Annotated in this window: 15 protein-coding genes; 14 read left to right on the plus strand and 1 reads right to left on the minus strand. The window is 66.5% G+C overall.

Annotation, left to right across the window (positions count from 1 at the left end):
- The first annotated feature begins 125 nt into the window (after positions 1-125).
- The 9 genes from EJO71_RS14285 (at position 126) to EJO71_RS14325 (ending at position 8,767) form a co-directional block, all read left to right on the plus strand.
- Entirely contained in the window at positions 126-572 is a 447-nt protein-coding gene (locus tag EJO71_RS14285) for a PAS domain S-box protein (protein ID WP_116267013.1), read from the plus strand.
- Positions 569-1,816, plus strand: coding sequence for a formyl-CoA transferase (gene frc / locus EJO71_RS14290; protein WP_125949434.1), 1,248 nt, complete (start codon positions 569-571; stop codon positions 1,814-1,816). Before EJO71_RS14285 ends, frc begins: the two co-directional genes overlap by 4 nt.
- A gap of 231 nt (positions 1,817-2,047) precedes the next feature.
- Positions 2,048-2,365: a hypothetical protein gene (locus EJO71_RS14295; RefSeq protein ID WP_125949433.1), complete on the plus strand. Its 318-nt coding sequence runs from the start codon at positions 2,048-2,050 to the stop codon at positions 2,363-2,365.
- A gap of 35 nt (positions 2,366-2,400) precedes the next feature.
- Positions 2,401-3,579 carry an ADP-forming succinate--CoA ligase subunit beta gene (gene sucC, locus EJO71_RS14300; RefSeq protein WP_125949432.1) on the plus strand — a complete coding sequence of 393 codons (1,179 nt, stop codon included), beginning with the start codon at positions 2,401-2,403 and terminating at the stop codon, positions 3,577-3,579.
- Positions 3,580-3,616: 37 nt separating this feature from the next.
- A complete protein-coding gene (sucD, locus tag EJO71_RS14305) occupies positions 3,617-4,516 on the plus strand; it encodes a succinate--CoA ligase subunit alpha (RefSeq protein WP_125949431.1) in 900 nt (299 codons plus the stop codon).
- A 53-nt stretch (positions 4,517-4,569) separates the two neighbouring features.
- Positions 4,570-5,349 carry a fumarylacetoacetate hydrolase family protein gene (locus tag EJO71_RS14310; RefSeq protein WP_125949430.1) on the plus strand — a complete coding sequence of 260 codons (780 nt, stop codon included), beginning with the start codon at positions 4,570-4,572 and terminating at the stop codon, positions 5,347-5,349.
- A gap of 32 nt (positions 5,350-5,381) precedes the next feature.
- On the plus strand, positions 5,382-6,392 hold the full coding sequence (locus tag EJO71_RS14315; protein WP_125949429.1) for a 2-dehydropantoate 2-reductase: 1,011 nt from the start codon (positions 5,382-5,384) through the stop codon (positions 6,390-6,392).
- A gap of 4 nt (positions 6,393-6,396) precedes the next feature.
- Positions 6,397-7,815 (plus strand): pyruvate kinase, encoded by a 1,419-nt coding sequence (pyk, locus tag EJO71_RS14320; protein ID WP_125949428.1) that lies wholly within the window; start codon positions 6,397-6,399, stop codon positions 7,813-7,815.
- 4 nt (positions 7,816-7,819) lie between these two features.
- Complete coding sequence (locus EJO71_RS14325; RefSeq protein ID WP_125949427.1) at positions 7,820-8,767, plus strand: LysR family transcriptional regulator; 948 nt, start codon at positions 7,820-7,822, stop codon at positions 8,765-8,767.
- Positions 8,768-8,809: 42 nt separating this feature from the next.
- Here EJO71_RS14325 and EJO71_RS34340 read toward each other — a convergent pair whose 3' ends face one another.
- Entirely contained in the window at positions 8,810-8,974 is a 165-nt protein-coding gene (locus EJO71_RS34340) for a hypothetical protein (RefSeq protein WP_164546829.1), read from the minus strand.
- A gap of 612 nt (positions 8,975-9,586) precedes the next feature.
- On the opposite strand from EJO71_RS34340, the gene oxlT reads away from it, so the two are divergent.
- The 5 genes from oxlT (at position 9,587) to fdhF (ending at position 16,755) form a co-directional block, all read left to right on the plus strand.
- The gene (gene oxlT, locus EJO71_RS14330; protein ID WP_125949426.1) at positions 9,587-10,909 is read left to right on the plus strand and encodes an oxalate/formate MFS antiporter; all 1,323 of its coding nucleotides are present in this window, start codon (positions 9,587-9,589) and stop codon (positions 10,907-10,909) included.
- Positions 10,910-11,014: 105 nt separating this feature from the next.
- Positions 11,015-11,503 (plus strand): gamma carbonic anhydrase family protein, encoded by a 489-nt coding sequence (locus tag EJO71_RS14335; protein ID WP_125949425.1) that lies wholly within the window; start codon positions 11,015-11,017, stop codon positions 11,501-11,503.
- 273 nt (positions 11,504-11,776) lie between these two features.
- Entirely contained in the window at positions 11,777-12,280 is a 504-nt protein-coding gene (locus EJO71_RS14340) for a formate dehydrogenase subunit gamma (protein WP_125949424.1), read from the plus strand.
- Complete coding sequence (locus EJO71_RS14345; RefSeq protein ID WP_125949423.1) at positions 12,277-13,836, plus strand: formate dehydrogenase beta subunit; 1,560 nt, start codon at positions 12,277-12,279, stop codon at positions 13,834-13,836. Before EJO71_RS14340 ends, EJO71_RS14345 begins: the two co-directional genes overlap by 4 nt.
- A gap of 45 nt (positions 13,837-13,881) precedes the next feature.
- Complete coding sequence (fdhF, locus tag EJO71_RS14350) at positions 13,882-16,755, plus strand: formate dehydrogenase subunit alpha (protein ID WP_125949422.1); 2,874 nt, start codon at positions 13,882-13,884, stop codon at positions 16,753-16,755.
- Positions 16,756-16,760 lie beyond the last annotated feature (5 nt).

Below are 16,760 nucleotides of genomic sequence, written 5' to 3' on the forward strand. Positions count from 1 at the left end.
TGTGGCAGCGCCTCCCCCCTTCGAGGGGGCGACACCTGCGGCCCGGCGGAGCCGGTTCCGCGGTGTCCCTGGAAGAGAGGCGGTAGCGTAAGGGTCTGGATCGGAATGAAGCGCCGGAGGTACATATGCAAGCGAATGTCGATTTCAAGCAGCTCGTCGAAGGCGCCGGCGATGCGATCATGGTGTGCGATGCGGCAGGTGCGATCACGTTGTGGAACCGCGCCGCCGAACGCATCTTCGGCTTCACCGAGGCCGAGGCGCTCGGGAAGTCGCTCGACCTGATCATTCCCCAGAGGCAGCGCCAGCGGCACTGGGACGGCTACAACAAGACGATGGAAACCGGCGTCACCAAGTACGGCGCCGACCTGCTGCGCGTGCCGGCGCTGCACAAGGACGGGCACACGCTGTCGATCGCCTTCACGGTGTCGATGCTGTTCTCCGCCGATCACGAGGTCACGGGCATCGTTGCCATCGTGCGCGACGAGACCGCCCGCTTTGCCGAGGAGCGCAAATTGCGCGCCCGTCTGGTAGAAGTCGAAGCCACGATGATCAAAGAAGGAGACAGGCAATGAGCAAGGCACTCGAGGGCGTTCGAATCCTCGATTTCACCCATGTGCAGTCCGGCCCCACCTGCACCCAGCTGCTGGCATGGTTCGGCGCCGACGTCATCAAGGTGGAGCGAGCCGGCGAAGGCGATGCCACGCGCGGCCAGCTGCGCGACATCCCCGGTGCGGACAGCCTCTACTTCACGATGCTGAACCACAACAAGCGCTCGATCACGCTGGACACCAAGAACCCCAAGGGCAAGGAGGTCCTGGACAGCCTGATCAAGACCTGCGACGTGCTGGTCGAGAACTTCGCGCCCGGCGCGCTCGACCGCATGGGCATCACCTGGGCCCACATCCAGAAGCTCAACCCGCGCATGATCGTGGCCTCGGTCAAGGGCTTCGGGCCCGGCAAGTACGAGCACTGCAAGGTGTACGAGAACGTGGCGCAGTGCGCCGGCGGCGCGGCCTCCACCACCGGCTTCGAGGACGGCCCGCCGCTCGTGACCGGTGCGCAGATCGGCGACAGCGGCACCGGCCTGCATCTGGCGCTGGGCATCGTCGCGGCGCTGTTCCAGCGCAACAGCACCGGGCGCGGCCAGCAGGTGCTCGCGCCGATGCAGGACGCCGTGCTCAACCTGTGCCGCGTGAAGATGCGCGACCAGCAGCGCCTGGAGCGCACCGGCACCATGCACGAGTACCCGCAGTACCCCGACGGCAAGTTCGGCGACGCGGTGCCGCGCGCGGGCAACGCATCGGGCGGCGGCCAGCCGGGCTCCATCCTGAAGTGCAAGGGCTGGGAGACCGACCCGAACGCGTACATCTACTTCATCACGCAGGCGGCCGTGTGGCCGGCGGTGTGCAAGGTCATCGGCGAGGAAGGCTGGATCAACGACGAGGCCTACGCCACGCCGGCCGCGCGCCTGCTGCACCTGAAGCCGATCTTCGCGCGCATCGAGCAGTGGACCATGACCAAGACCAAGTTCGAGGCCATGGACATCCTCAACGAGTACGACATTCCCTGCGGGCCGATCCTGTCGATGAAGGAGATCGCCGCGGACGAATCGCTGCGCGAGACCGGCACCATCGTCGAGGTCGACCACCCGGTGCGCGGCAAGTACCTGACGGTGGGCAACCCCATCAAGATGTCCGACAGCCCGACGGAGGTGACGCGTTCACCGCTGCTGGGCGAACACACCGAGGAAGTGCTGAGGCAGCTCGGCTACAGCGCGGACGACCTGGCGACCCTGCGGGCCGAACGCGTGATCTGAGGCGCGGCGCAGGCCCGCCTTTCCGTCATCTACGAGTCTTGAAAGCGCTGCCCGTGGGCAGCGCGGAGGGTTCCTGCGCCTGCGAATTGCGCGCCTCCAATCCATAACTCATGGTGAATGGTTTTTATAAATTCATTTAATTTTTATTTATCGTCCATCGATCCTACATTTTGAACTCGCCGGAATTCTTCAATCGATTCATCAATTCGGCATTCATTCAAGGAGAAGGTCATGGAAAACCATTCACCCGTTCAATACTGGCGCGACGAAATCGAGCGCAATGCCTATAACGCCGCATTCTTCGAATTGGGATTGCGCTGGCATTGGGACGGCGAAACCTACGACCGCCTGATGGGCGTTGGGCAGGACGCCAACGAGCGCATCGGCCATTACCTGAAGACCCATCAGCCGCATCTGCTGAAGGCCTACGACGCCGAATTCCTGGCTATTGCCATCGAGCAGAAGAAGGAAATTCACCGGAAGCGGGAAATGGCCTCCTCGAGCTATTTCAATTGGGCGGAAAGTCATGGCGTCGAGCTCGGTGCCTGAAATTCATCCATTCGAATAAACAGCCCGTTCCAGCCATGAACATCCACGAATACCAGGGCAAGGAAGTGCTGCGCCAATACGGCGTGGCAACGCCTCGCGGATTCGTCTGCCGCTCGCCCGACGAGGCTGCGGACGCCGCCACCCGCATCGGCGGCCGCGCCTGGGTGGTCAAGGCGCAGATCCATGCGGGCGGCCGAGGCAAGGGCGGCGGCGTGAAGCCCGCCTGGTCTGTTGCCGAAGTGCGGCGCCACGCGGACCTGATGCTCGGCATGACGCTGAAGACGCCCCAGACCGGCCCCGAGGGCCGCGTGGTGAAGCAGCTGCTGGTGGAGGAGAGCGTGGAGATCGACAAGGAGCTGTACCTCGGCTTCGTGGTCGACCGCAATTCGCAGCGCGTGGCGCTGATGGCATCGAGCGAAGGCGGCATGGACATCGAGGAGGTGGCTGCGCGCACGCCCGAGAAGATCCACAAGCTCTTCATCAACCCCGACACCGGCCTCGGCATCGCCGAAGCCGACGGCATGGCGCGCCGCATCGGCATCACCGAGCGCTCGGTGGTGCAGGCACGCGTGCTGATGCAGAACCTCTACAAGGCCTTCGACGGCAGCGACGCCTCGCTGGCCGAGATCAATCCGCTGGTGCTCACGCGCGACAACCGCGTGATCGCGCTCGACGCGAAGTTCGACTTCGACGCCAACGCGCTCTTCCGCCAGCCGGAGATCGCCGCGATGCGCGACACCGACGAGGAAGACCCGGTGGAGGTCGAGGCCTCGAAGTTCGATCTCTCGTACATCGCGCTCGACGGCGACATCGGCTGCCTCGTCAACGGCGCCGGCCTTGCGATGGCGACGATGGACGTGATCAAGCTCTACGGTGGCGCGCCCGCCAACTTCCTCGATGTCGGCGGCGGCGCCACGCCGGAGAAGGTGACGGAAGCCTTCAAGCTGATGCTGCGCAACCCGAAGCTCAAGGCGGTTCTGGTCAACATCTTCGGCGGAATCATGAAGTGCGACGTGATCGCGCACGGCGTGGTCGCCGCGGCACGCGAGACCGGCCTCAAGGTGCCGCTGATCGTGCGCATGAAGGGCACCAACGAGGACCTGGGGCGGACCATCCTCGCGCAGTCGGGGCTGTCGATCATCAACACCGACGACATGGCCGAGGCGGCGCAGCGGGCCATCGGTGCGGCCAGCAACTGGGAGCGCCAGCGATGAAGCGCCCTTTTTTCCAACACTCGATGGAGCTCGCCGCATGTCCATCCTGATCAACAAGCACACCCGCGTCATCACGCAAGGCATCACCGGCAAGACGGGCCAGTTCCACACGCAGGCCTGCCTGGAGTACGGCAACGGCAGGCACTGCTTCGTGGCAGGCGTGAATCCGCTGAAGGGCGGCCAGTCGATGGCCGGCGTCCCGATCTTCGGCACGGTGAAGGAGGCGAAGGCCGAGACCGGCGCCACGGTCTCCGTGATCTACGTGCCGCCGCCCTTCGCCGCCGCAGCCATCGACGAGGCGGTCGATGCCGAACTCGACCTGGTGATCTGCATCACCGAAGGCATTCCTGTGCGCGACATGATCCGCACCCGCCATCGCATGCAGGGCCGCAAGACGGTGCTTCTCGGCCCCAACTGCCCCGGCCTCATCACGCCCGGCGAAATCAAGATCGGCATCATGCCCGGCCACATCCACCAGCGCGGGCGCATCGGCGTGGTCTCGCGCTCGGGCACGCTGACCTACGAGGCCGCGAGCCAGCTCGCGAGCTTCGGCATCGGGCAGTCGACCGTGGTGGGCATCGGCGGCGACCCGGTCGGTGGGCTGCGGCACATCGACGTGCTGAAGATGTTCAACGACGACCCGCGCACCGACGCCGTGATCATGGTCGGCGAGATCGGCGGCGATGCAGAGGAGCAATGCGCGCGCTGGGTCCGCGACCACATGACCAAGCCCGTGATCGGCTTCATCGCCGGCGCCAGCGCGCCGCCCGGCAAGCGCATGGGCCATGCGGGCGCCATCGTTTCCGGCGGCCGCGGCACCGCGCAGGAAAAGCTCGCGGTGATGAAGGAGTGCGGCATCCACGTCACGCGCAACCCGGCGGACATGGGGAAGCTGCTCGCCTCGCTCGTGATTCCCGACTACCTCCCGTTCGACTGACCGACCGGCGACGGGCCCGAATTTCATCATCCATCCAGAAAGCAGACAACAACATGGAACAGCAGCAGCAGAGGAAATGGGTCCGCTTCGAGCACGCCGGCGGCATCGGCTTCGGCACGCTCGAAGGCGACGCCGTGCACGAGCGCCAGGGCGACATGTTCGGCAGCTCCGAGCCCACCGGCCGCGTGTTCGCGCTGGCGGGGCTGCAGCTGCTCACGCCCACCGAGCCCACCAAGGTGATCGCGCTGTGGAACAACTTCCACGCGCTCGGCGCCAAGCTCAGCCTGCCGGTGCCCGCCGAGCCGCTGTACCTGCTGAAGACGCCCAACTCGTACCTCGCGCCCGGCGCGCCCATCCGCAAGCCGCTGTGCGACGGCAAGGTGGTGTTCGAGGGCGAGCTCGGCATCGTGATCGGCAAGACCGCCACCGCCGTCTCCGAAGGCGACGCGCTCGACCATGTGTTCGGCTACACCTGCGCCAACGACGTGACGGTGGCCGACATCCTGAACCGCGACGCTTCCTTCGCGCAATGGGTGCGCGCCAAGGGCTTCGACACCTTCTGCCCCATGGGTCCGGTGGTTGCCACCGGCCTCGACCCCACCGCGCTCACCGTGACCACGCTGCTCAACGGCGAGGTGCGCCAGGACTATCCGATCAGCGACATGCGCTTCTCGGTGCAACAGCTCGTGAGCCTCATCTCGCAGGACATGACGCTGCACCGCGGCGACGTGATCCTCTGCGGCACCTCGGTCGGCGTCGGCTCGATGAAGCCCGGCAGCCTCGTGGAGATCGAGATCGGCGGCATCGGCAGGCTCAGCAATCGCTTCGGCTGACCGCGCAACGAATTCAACTCTTGGGGATCGACATGAAGATTGCAATCATCGGCGCGGGCGCCATCGGCGGACTGGTCGGCGCGAAGCTCGCGCTGGCCGGCGAGGAAGTGACGTTCATCGTGCGCGGCGCGAATCTCGACGCCATATCGCGCAACGGCATCAAGCTGGTTTCGGCCGAGGGCGAGGAACAGGTGGCGCGCAACGTGAAGGCCACCGACCGCTATGACGAGGCCGGCCCGCAGGACATCGTCGTGCTCGCGATGAAGGCCCACCAGGTCGAGGCCGTGGCCAACGACGTGCCCAAGCTCTTCGGGCCCGACACGGTGGTCGTGACCATGCAGAACGGCATCCCGTACTGGTACTTCCACAAGCACGGCGGTGCGCTCGAAGGCACCCCGGTGCGCAGCGTCGATCCTTCGGGCGTCGTCGCGGCGAAGATTCCGGCGCAGCGCGTGATCGGCTGCGTGGTCTATCCGGCGTCGGAGCTCATCGCGCCCGGCGTGGTCAGGCACATCGAGGGCGACCGTTTCCCCGTCGGCGAGCTCGACGGCTCGGCGAGCGAGCGCGTGAACCGCGTCTCGGCCTGCTTCACCGGCGCGGGCTTCAAGGCACCGGTGCTCGACAACATCCGCGCGGAGATCTGGCTCAAGCTGTGGGGCAACCTCACCTTCAACCCGATCAGCAGCCTCTCGCATTCGACGCTCGTCGACATCTGCCAGTACCCGCCTTCGCGCGAGCTTGCCGCGGCGATGATGCGCGAGGCCCAGGCGGTCGCGCACAAGCTCGGCATCGAGTTCCGCGTGACGCTCGAGAAGCGCATCGCGGGTGCCGAGAAGGTCGGCAAGCACAAGACCTCCATGCTGCAGGACGTGGAAGCGGGCCGCGCACCCGAGATCGACGCGCTGGTCGGCGCGGTGGTCGAGCTGGCCCGGCTCACCGAGACGCCGACGCCGCACATCGACACCGTCTACAGCCTCGTCAAGCTGCTCGCGCGCACGATGGAAGACCAGCGCGGCCGGGTCAAGCTGCACGAAATGGCATGAAGCCATGAGACGCACGCGCAGCGCCAGGATCGTCGCCACCCTCGGCCCGTCCACCACGGAGGAATCGGCCATCCGCGCGCTGTTCGAGCGCGGCGTGGACGTGTTCAGGCTCAACTTCAGCCATGGCACGCAGCACGACCATGCGCGGCGGCTCGAGACCATCCGCCGGCTCGAGAAGGAATTCGACCGGCCCATCGGCATTCTTCTGGACCTGCAGGGGCCGAAGCTGCGGCTGGGCTCTTTCGAGGGCGGCCGCGCGCAACTCGATGCGGGCGCGCGCTTCAGGCTCGACATGGACAAGGCCAGCGGCAGCGCACGCCGCGCGCCGCTGCCGCACCCGGAAATCTTCGCCGCGCTGCAGGATGGCACCGAGCTGCTGCTCGACGACGGAAAGCTGCGGCTGCGCGTGGACAGCCATGGCCCCGACTTCGCCGAGACCACGGTGCTGGTCGGCGGACCGATCTCCGACCGCAAGGGCGTCAACGTGCCGAGCGTGCTGCTGCCGATCTCGCCGCTGACGCCGAAGGACCGTGACGACCTGGACTTCGGCCTTTCGATGGGCGTCGACTGGGTCGCGCTCTCGTTCGTGCAGCGGCCAGAGGACATCGAGGAGGCGCGCGCCATCATCGGCTCGCGCGCCTGGATCATGGCCAAGCTCGAGAAGCCCGCCGCCATCGAGCATCTGGACGCGATCGTCGCGCTGTGCGACGGCATCATGGTGGCGCGCGGCGATCTCGGCGTGGAGCTGCCGCCCGAGCAGGTGCCGGAGCTTCAGCGGCTGATCGTTCGCGCATGCCGCAAGCGCGGCAAGCCGGTGGTGGTGGCGACGCAGATGCTCGAATCGATGATCGCCTCGCCCGTGCCAACGCGCGCGGAAGTGTCCGACGTGGCGACCGCTGTGTACGACGGCGTCGATGCGGTGATGCTTTCCGCCGAATCGGCTTCGGGCAAGTACCCGTTCGAGGCGGTCGCGATGATGGACCGCATCATCGCGCGCGTGGAGGCCGATCCGTCGTACCGCGCGGGCATCGACGCCACGCACGACGCGGCGCTGTCGACCACGGCCGACGCGGTGTGCGCCTCGCTTCGCCAGGTGGCCTCGCTGCTCGCACCGGCGGCCACCGTCACGTACACCTCGTCGGGCTTCACCAGCCTGCGCGCGGCGCGCGAGCGCCCGGCAGTGCCCATCCTGAGCCTCACGCCCGACATTGCAGCGGCACGCCGCATGGCGATGGTCTGGGGCGTGCACGCGGTGCTGGTCGACGACGTGCACGACGTGGCCGAGATGATCGAGTGCGCGTGCCGCACGGCGCACGCCGAGGGCTTCGCGAAGGCGGGCGACGACGTGGTGGTGGTCGCGGGCCTTCCCTTCGGACAGTCGGGCACCACCAATCTCCTGCACGTCGCGCGAATACCGCACTGAGCCGATGAAGCACGCCACCCTGCGCCAGCTGAAGGTCTTCGAGGCGGTGGCGCGGCTGCTGAGTTTCTCGCGCGCGGCCGAGGAGCTGCACCTCACGCAGCCCGCCGTTTCCACGCAGGTGCGCAAGCTCGAGGAGCATGCGGGCAACGCGCTCTTCGAGCAGTTCGGAAAGAAGATCTACCTCACGCCCCCGGGCACCGAGCTGCTGCAGATCAGCCGCGCGATCATCCAGCAGTTCGAGGCGGCGGAGCACGCGATGATGCAGTTCAAGGGCGTCTCGGGCGGCAAGCTCAACGTGGGCGTGATCAGCGCGGGCGACTACTTCTTTCCGCGCCTGCTGGTCGAGTTCGCGAGCCGCCACCAGGGCGTGACGCTGAACTTCACCGTGCACAACCGCGCGGGGCTCCTGACCCACATCGCGGAGAACCTCACCGACCTCGCGATCATGGTGCGGCCGCCCACAGACCTCGACACCGTCAACCAGCCGTTCGCGCCGCATCCTTATGTGATCGTCGCCGCGCCGGGCCATCCGTTGGTGGGCGAGAAGAAGATCGCGATGCAGAGGCTGATGCGCGAGCCCTTCGTGGTGCGGGAGAAGGCATCCGACACCTGGCATTCGATGGAAGACGGCTTCGGCGGCGACCTGAGCGGCATCAACGTCGCGATGGAGATCCGCAGCACAGAGACCATCAAGCAGGCGGTGATAGCGGGCATGGGCGTGAGCTTCGTGTCGGCTCACACGGTGAGCCAGGAGCTACGCGCGGGCAGCCTCCGCGTGCTCGACGTCGAAGGCTTTCCGCTGATGCTCAACTGGTACGTGGTGCACCGGCGCAGCAAGCGGCTGCCGCCGGTGGCGCAGGCCTTCAAGGACTTTCTCCTGAGCGACGGACCGTCGCTGATCTCGCAGATCGTGCCCTTCGAAGGCACCAAGGAAAAAGAGCGCGGCGAGTGACTCGCGCGCGCTCTTCGAGAGGTGCGGATCCGGTGTTGCGGCTCAGCGCTGCACGGGCGCCGAGCGGCGCTGGATCAGCGCGGCGCGCGCGGCCTTGTAGAAGATCACGATGGGCATCACGGCGAACAGCTCGCGCATGATGTTGCTGGCGGTCGACGACGAGGCGGGGGCGCGCAGTGCGTTGGAATCCAGGGTGGTGTGGCTCATTGAGTGCTCCAAGAAAAGAATCTGAAACTGAATCGAAAAGACCGAAGGGATTACCCTGAATTTTAGGGTTTACCCTAGACGAGGGCAAACGCCATTTTCGCGTTTCTTGACCTGGGTCAATTTTTTCCTTTTCAGATGAGGGGCCGGATACGCCGGAAATCCCGCTGCCAGAGCCCTTCGAAAGAGAAGCGGAAGTGCGCGCAACGCGCACCGCGGAGTCACCGAAGACGACGCATGAACCATCGCGTCGATCGCTCAAGCATCACGCGGAAATCATCGAACTCCGCTCATCGATTTCTCTTCCTTCATGCAACGCGAAAGCATCGCCGGATGCGCATCGCAAAGCCCTCTCATCGCGCATCGCGCACGGCGCAATTTCATAGGGATACCTCGGGGGTTCCGCGAGAGCGCGATTCGTGTGAACTTGACTGAGGTCAAGAGTTTTTGAGTCGCTCGGTCCGACAGTCATTCACGCGCAGAAAACTGGTGATCCCAATGCCGTGTATCGATGTCAACGAAGCCTCGTCGCCCGTCGATGCGCATCGCTAGCTCGACTGATTGCTCTGCATTTGCAGCCCGTCGGATTTCAACGAAAACACCAAGGACAACTCCATGACTCGGCCCACCTCCACGATCGCAGGATCCAACCCCGCGATGTACCCCCCGTCCGAAACTTATGGCGCCACCGCGACCCGATCCGAGGCGTACCGATGGGGTCAGTTGCTGATCGGCATCGTCTGCATGGCGATGATCGCCAACCTGCAGTACGGCTGGACGCTCTTCGTCAATCCGATCGCCGACAAGCACGGCTGGAGCCGCGCCGCGATCCAGGTGGCGTTCACCATCTTCGTTCTCACCGAGACCTGGCTGGTGCCCATCGAGGGCTACCTCGTCGACCGCTTCGGCCCGCGTCCCGTGGTGCTGGTGGGCGGCGTGCTGTGCGGCCTCGGCTGGGTGCTCAACTCGGTGGCCGATTCGCTGACGCTGCTGTACGTTGCTGCGGCTATCGGCGGCATCGGCGCGGGCGCTGTCTACGGCACCTGCGTGGGCAATGCGCTCAAGTGGTTCCCCGACCGCCGGGGGCTTGCAGCGGGCATGACGGCGGCGGGCTTCGGCGCGGGCTCGGCGCTCACGATCATCCCGATCTCCGCGATGATCAAGTCGAGCGGCTACGAGGCAGCCTTTCTTTATTTTGGGATCGGGCAGGGACTCATCGTGTTCCTGCTCGCATGGATGCTCACCCGCGCACCCGACCATGCCAAGGCCTCGGGAAGCCGCAACGTGCAGCAGTCGCGCCGCGACTACGCGCCCTCGGAGGTGCTGCGCTCGCCTGTCTTCTGGGTGATGTACGCGATGTTCGTGATGGTGGCCGCCGGCGGCCTGATGGCCACCGCGCAGCTCGCGCCCATCGCCAAGGACTTCAAGATCATGGACGTGCCGGTCAACATCATGGGACTGGTGCTGCCCGCGCTGACCTTTGCGCTGGCGATCGACCGCGTGCTCAACGGCCTCACGCGGCCCTTCTTCGGCTGGGTGTCCGACAAGATCGGCCGCGAGCAGACCATGTTCATCGCCTTCGCGATGGAGTCGGTCGGCATCCTGATGCTCTACCACTACGGCCAGAACCCGATCCTCTTCGTGATCCTCACGGGCATCGTGTTCTTCGCATGGGGCGAGATCTACAGCCTGTTCCCCTCGACCTGCGCCGACACCTTCGGCTCCAGGTACGCGGCATCCAACGCCGGCATGCTCTACACCGCCAAGGGCACGGCCTCGCTGCTGGTACCGCTGTCGAGCGTTCTGGCCGCCGCCACCGGCAGCTGGCAGGCCGTCTTCATCGCGGCCAGCGCGGTCAATGCGCTCGCGGCGCTGATGGCGTGGTTCGTGCTGCGGCCGATGCGCCGCAAGCACATCGAGGCGAGCCGCGCCGAATAGGCAACCGGTTTCCCTCCATCGCCGGTACCATCCGGACATTGCTTCCCCACACAGCCCCGCCATGAAGATGGCGGGGCTTTTTGCCGATGAACAGGAGCCCCCGCAGTGACGATCTACCGACTTGACGCGCATGAACCGGTCATCGACGCCAGCGCCCGCGTGGCCGAAAGCGCCAGCGTGATCGGGCAGGTCGTGCTGGCGCCCGGCAGCCGCATCGGCGCGCACTCGGTGCTGCGCGGCGACAACGAGCCCATCACGGTCGGCCGCGGCAGCCAAGTGCAGGCGGGCGTGATGCTGCACGCGGACCCGGGCTATCCGCTGACCATCGGCGCCGACGTGACGGTGGAGCCGCACGTGATGCTGCACGGCTGCACCGTGGGCGACGGCGCGGTGATCGGCGAGCACACCATCGCGCTCAACGGCTCGGTGGTGGGGCGCTCGTGCATCGTCGAGTCCGGTTCGCTGCTGACCGAAGGCAAGGTCTTTCCCGATCGCTCGCGCATCGCGGGCCGCCCCGCAAAGGTCGTCGGCGAGGTCGACGACGCGCAGGCCGAGGCGCAGTTGCGCAGGGCGCGCGAAGCTTCCACCCGATAGGGTCTTTCCGGTCCTTCCGAAACCCTGCGTGGCCGCAGGGTTGTGCGCATTGAAACCCTGCTCGGCCGCAGGGTTTGTGCGCATTGGCACCGTGCTTGTTTCGGCGGAAATTGACTTGTGTCAAGGCCCCCGACGCCCGATTCATCGACATTGATCCCCAAGCGGATGACCACGGGATTCGCGTCGAATTCCACGACGTCGAACCCGTGACAGAACCACGATGAAAACAGCTCCGCTTGCAAGCTGATGGCAACGGAGCAGATCGGACGGACCATGAAACAAGAACAGGCGCGGCAAGGGCAGCACGATGCGGACGCACTCGCCGCCGTGCAGCGCATCCTGCAGCTGCATGCGAACGAGCCCGGCGCGCTGCTGCCGATACTGCACGACGTGCAGGATGCGCTCGGCTACATCCCCGCCCACGCGGTGCCGGTGATCGCCGAGGCGCAGAACCTCTCGCGCGCCGAGGTCCACGGCGTCGTCACCTACTACCACCACTTCCGCAGCGAGCCCGCGGGCCGCCATGTGATCCAGATCTGCCGCGCCGAAGCCTGCCAGTCGATGGGCGCGGACGCATTGCTCGCGCACGCCGAACTGCGCCTGGGTTGCGGTGCGCACGGTACCACCAGCGACGGTGCGTTCACGCTGGAGCCGGCGTTCTGCCTCGGCCTGTGCGCCTCGTCGCCCGCGATGACGCTGGACGACCAGCCGCATGCGCGCGTGACGCCCAAGGCATTCGACGCACTGCTGGCGCAGGCCGAAGGAGGCCGCGCATGAGCACGATCACCGTCTACGTTCCGCGCGACTCGGCCGCGCTCGCTGCCGGCGCGGACCGCGTGGCCCGATGCATCGCGAAGGAGGCTGCGGCGCGCGGCCTGATGCTCGAGCTGGTGCGCAACGGCTCGCGCGGCATGTTCTGGCTCGAGCCGCTGGTGGAGGTGAACACGCCCGCCGGCCGCATGGCCTACGGGCCGGTGACGCCCGACGACGTGGCCGGCCTGTTCGATGCAGGCTTCCTCACGGGCGGCAAGCATCCGCTCGCGCTCGGCCCGACCGAAGACATTCCGTACCTGAAGAAGCAGGAGCGCCTGACCTTCTCACGCATGGGCATCACCGACCCGGTGTCGCTCACCGACTACCAGGCCTACGAGGGCTTCGCCGGCCTGCGCCGCGCGCTGGCGCTCGCGCCCGAGGAGATCGTGCAGCAGGTGCTCGACTCGGGCCTGCGCGGACGCGGCGGCGCGGCCTTTCCGGCGGGCATCAAGTGGAAGACGGTGCTGGGCACGGTGGCGGCGCAGAAGTACATCGTCTGCAACGCCGACGAGGGCGACTCGGGCACCTTCTCCGACCGCATGACCATGGAGGGCGACCCCTTCATGCTGATCGAGGGCATGACCATCGCGGGCCTCGCCACCGGCGCGACGCAGGGCTACATCTACGTGCGCTCGGAGTATCCGCATGCGATCGCGACGCTGAACGAGGCCATCCGCGTCGCGGAGGCCGCGGGCTTCCTCGGCGACAACATCCTGCGTTCGGGCAAGCGCTTCTCGCTCGCCGTGCGCAAGGGCGCGGGCTCGTACGTGTGCGGCGAGGAAACGGCGCTGCTCGAAAGCCTGGAGGGCAAGCGCGGCATCGTGCGCGCCAAGCCGCCGCTGCCGGCCATCGAAGGCCTGTTCGGCCAGCCCACGCTGATCAACAACGTCATCACGCTGGCCAGCGTGCCGCTGATCCTGGCGCGCGGCGCGGCCTTCTACCGCGACTACGGCGTGGGCCGCTCGCGTGGCACGCTGCCGATGCAGCTGGCGGGCAACATCAAGTACGGTGGCCTGGTCGAGAAGGCCTTCGGCGTCACGCTGCGCGAGCTGCTCTACGACTACGGCGGGGGCTCGGCCTCGGGCCGGCCGATCAAGGCTGTGCAGGTCGGCGGGCCGCTGGGCGCCTACCTGCCCGAATCGAAGTGGGACCTGCCGCTCGACTACGAAGCCTATGCGGCCGTCGGCGGCACCGTGGGCCACGGCGGCATCGTGGTGCACGACGACACGGCCGACCTGTCGAAGCTCGCGCGCTACGCGATGGAGTTCTGCGCATTGGAGTCGTGCGGCAAGTGCACGCCCTGCCGCATCGGATCGACGCGCGGCGTCGAGGTGATCGACAAGATCCGCGGCAATCAGAACCGTCCGCAGCAGGTGATGCTGCTGCGCGACCTGTGCGACACGATGGTCCACGGCTCGCTGTGCGCCATGGGCGGCATGACGCCTTTCCCGGTGCTCTCGGCGCTGGACCATTTCCCGCAGGACTTCGGCATCGAAGCACCTGACCGAAAAGCTGCCTGAGCCCCGGGCCGCATCCAGAGAAGAAATCAGCAAGGCTAGACAGACATGTTGGACCATCTCAAGGAAACCGACTACGGCACCCCCAAGCGCGAATCCGAGCGCGAGGTGACGCTGGAGATCGACGGCAACGAAGTCACGGTGCCCGCGGGCACCTCGCTGATGCGTGCGGCGGTGGATGCGGGCATCCAGGTGCCCAAGCTCTGCGCCACCGACAGCCTGGAGCCCTTCGGCTCGTGCCGGCTGTGCCTGGTCGAGATCGAGGGGCGCCGTGGCTTTCCGGCCTCGTGCACCACGCCGGCCGAGGCGGGCATGAAGGTGCGCACCCAGACGCCGAAGCTGCAGGAGCTGCGCAAGGGCGTGATGGAACTCTACATCTCCGACCATCCGCTCGACTGCCTCACCTGCTCGGCCAACGGCAACTGCGAGCTGCAGGACATGGCGGGCGTGACCGGCCTGCGCAACGTGCGCTACGGCTTCGACGGTGCCAATCACATCAAGAGCGAGAAGGACGAGTCGAACCCGTACTTCAGCTACGACCCGTCGAAGTGCATCGTCTGCAACCGTTGCGTGCGCGCCTGCGAGGAAACGCAGGGTACCTTCGCGCTGACCATCAGCGGCCGCGGCTTCGAGTCGCGCGTGTCGCCGGGCCAGGACGAGGCCTTCATGGATTCGGAATGCGTGAGCTGCGGCGCCTGCGTCGAAGCCTGCCCCACCGCCACGCTGCAGGAGAAGTCGGTGATCTGGCTCGGCCAGCCCGAGCACAGCGTGATCACCACCTGCGCCTACTGCGGCGTGGGCTGCGCCTTCAAGGCCGAGATGAAGGGCAACGAGGTCGTGCGCATGGTGCCGTGGAAGGACGGCAAGGCCAACGAGGGCCACTCCTGCGTGAAGGGCCGCTTCGCATGGGGCTATGCCACGCACCAGGACCGCATGCTCAAGCCGATGATCCGCAAGAACATCAGCGACCCGTGGCAGGAGGTGAGCTGGGACACGGCCATCAACTACGCGGCCAGCGAGTTCAAGCGCCTGCAGGCCAAGTACGGCAAGGACTCCATCGGCGGCATCACTTCGTCGCGCTGCACCAACGAGGAAACCTACCTCGTGCAGAAGCTGGTGCGCGCCGCCTTCGGCAACAACAACGTCGATACCTGCGCGCGCGTGTGCCATTCGCCCACGGGCTACGGCCTGAAGCAGACGCTGGGCGAATCTGCGGGCACGCAGACCTTTGCCTCGGTGGACAAGGCCGACGTGATCATGGTGATCGGTGCCAACCCCACAGACGGCCACCCGGTGTTCGCCTCGCGCATGAAGAAACGGCTGCGCCAGGGCGCGAAGCTGATCGTGGTCGATCCGCGCCGCATCGACATCGTGAAGTCGCCGCACATCAAGGCCGCGCATCACCTGCAGCTGCGGCCCGGTACCAACGTGGCCGTGGTCACGGCGCTGGCGCACGTCATCGTCACCGAAGGGCTGATGGCCGACGACTTCGTCGCCGAACGCTGCGACTCGGCCTCGTTCAAGGAATGGAAGTCGTACGTGGAGCGCCCCGAACAGTCGCCCGAGGCCACCGAGCAGGTCACCGGCGTGCCGGCGGCAGAGATGCGCGCCGCCGCGCGCCTGTTCGCCAAGGCGGGCAATGGCGCCATCTACTACGGCCTGGGCGTGACCGAGCACAGCCAGGGCTCGACGACCGTGATGGGCATCGCCAATCTCGCCATGGTCACCGGCAACGTCGGCCGCGAAGGCGTGGGCGTGAACCCGCTGCGCGGCCAGAACAACGTGCAGGGCTCCTGCGACATGGGCTCCTTCCCGCACGAGCTGCCGGGCTACCGGCATGTTTCGGACAGCACCACGCGCGCCACGTTCGAGTCGGCCTGGGGCGTGCAGATCAACCCCGAGCCGGGCCTTCGCATTCCCAACATGTTCGACGCCGCCATCGGCGGCAGTTTCAAGGGCCTGTACTGCGAAGGCGAGGACATCGTGCAGTCCGACCCGAACACGCAGCACGTGGCGGCCGCGATGATGGGCATGGAATGCGTGGTGGTGCAGGACATCTTCCTCAACGAGACCGCCAAGTACGCGCACGTATTCCTGCCGGGCTCCTCGTTCCTGGAGAAGGACGGCACCTTCACCAATGCAGAGCGCCGCATCTCGCGCGTGCGCAAGGTGATGCCGCCCAAGGCCGGCCTTGCCGACTGGGAGGTGACCGTGAAGCTCGCGCAGGCTCTCGGCTATCCGATGGACTACAAGAGCCCCGAGGCGATCATGGACGAGATCGCCGCGCTTACGCCCACCTTCCACGGCGTGAGCTACAAGCGCCTCGACGAGCTCGGCAGCATCCAGTGGCCCTGCAACGAGAACGCACCCGACGGCACGCCCACCATGCACATCGACCGCTTCGTGCGCGGCAAGGGCAAGTTCATCGTCACGCAGTACGTGGCGACCGACGAGAAGGTCACGCGCAGGTTCCCACTGCTCCTGACCACCGGGCGCATCCTCTCGCAGTACAACGTGGGCGCGCAGACGCGGCGCACCGAGAACAACCAGTGGCACAGCGAGGACCGGCTGGAGATCCATCCGCACGATGCCGAGGAGCGCGGCGTGAAGGAAGGCGACTGGGTCGGCATCCAGAGCCGCGCGGGCGAGACGGTGCTGCGCGCCACGGTGTCCGAGCGCGTGCAGCCGGGCGTGGTCTACACCACCTTCCACTTCCCTGAGTCGGGCGCGAACGTGATCACCACCGACAACTCCGACTGGGCCACCAACTGCCCCGAGTACAAGGTCACGGCGGTGCAGGTGATGCCGGTGATGCAGCCATCTTCGTGGCAGCAGGAGTACAGCCGCTTCAACCGCACGCAGCACGAGCTGCTCGCCGCCGCGTCGGCGCCGCAGGGCGGCGAGATGGTGCCGGCCAAGTGAGGATG

The sequence above is a fragment of the Variovorax sp. 679 genome (assembly GCF_003952185.1).
Lineage (GTDB): Bacteria > Pseudomonadota > Gammaproteobacteria > Burkholderiales > Burkholderiaceae_C > Variovorax.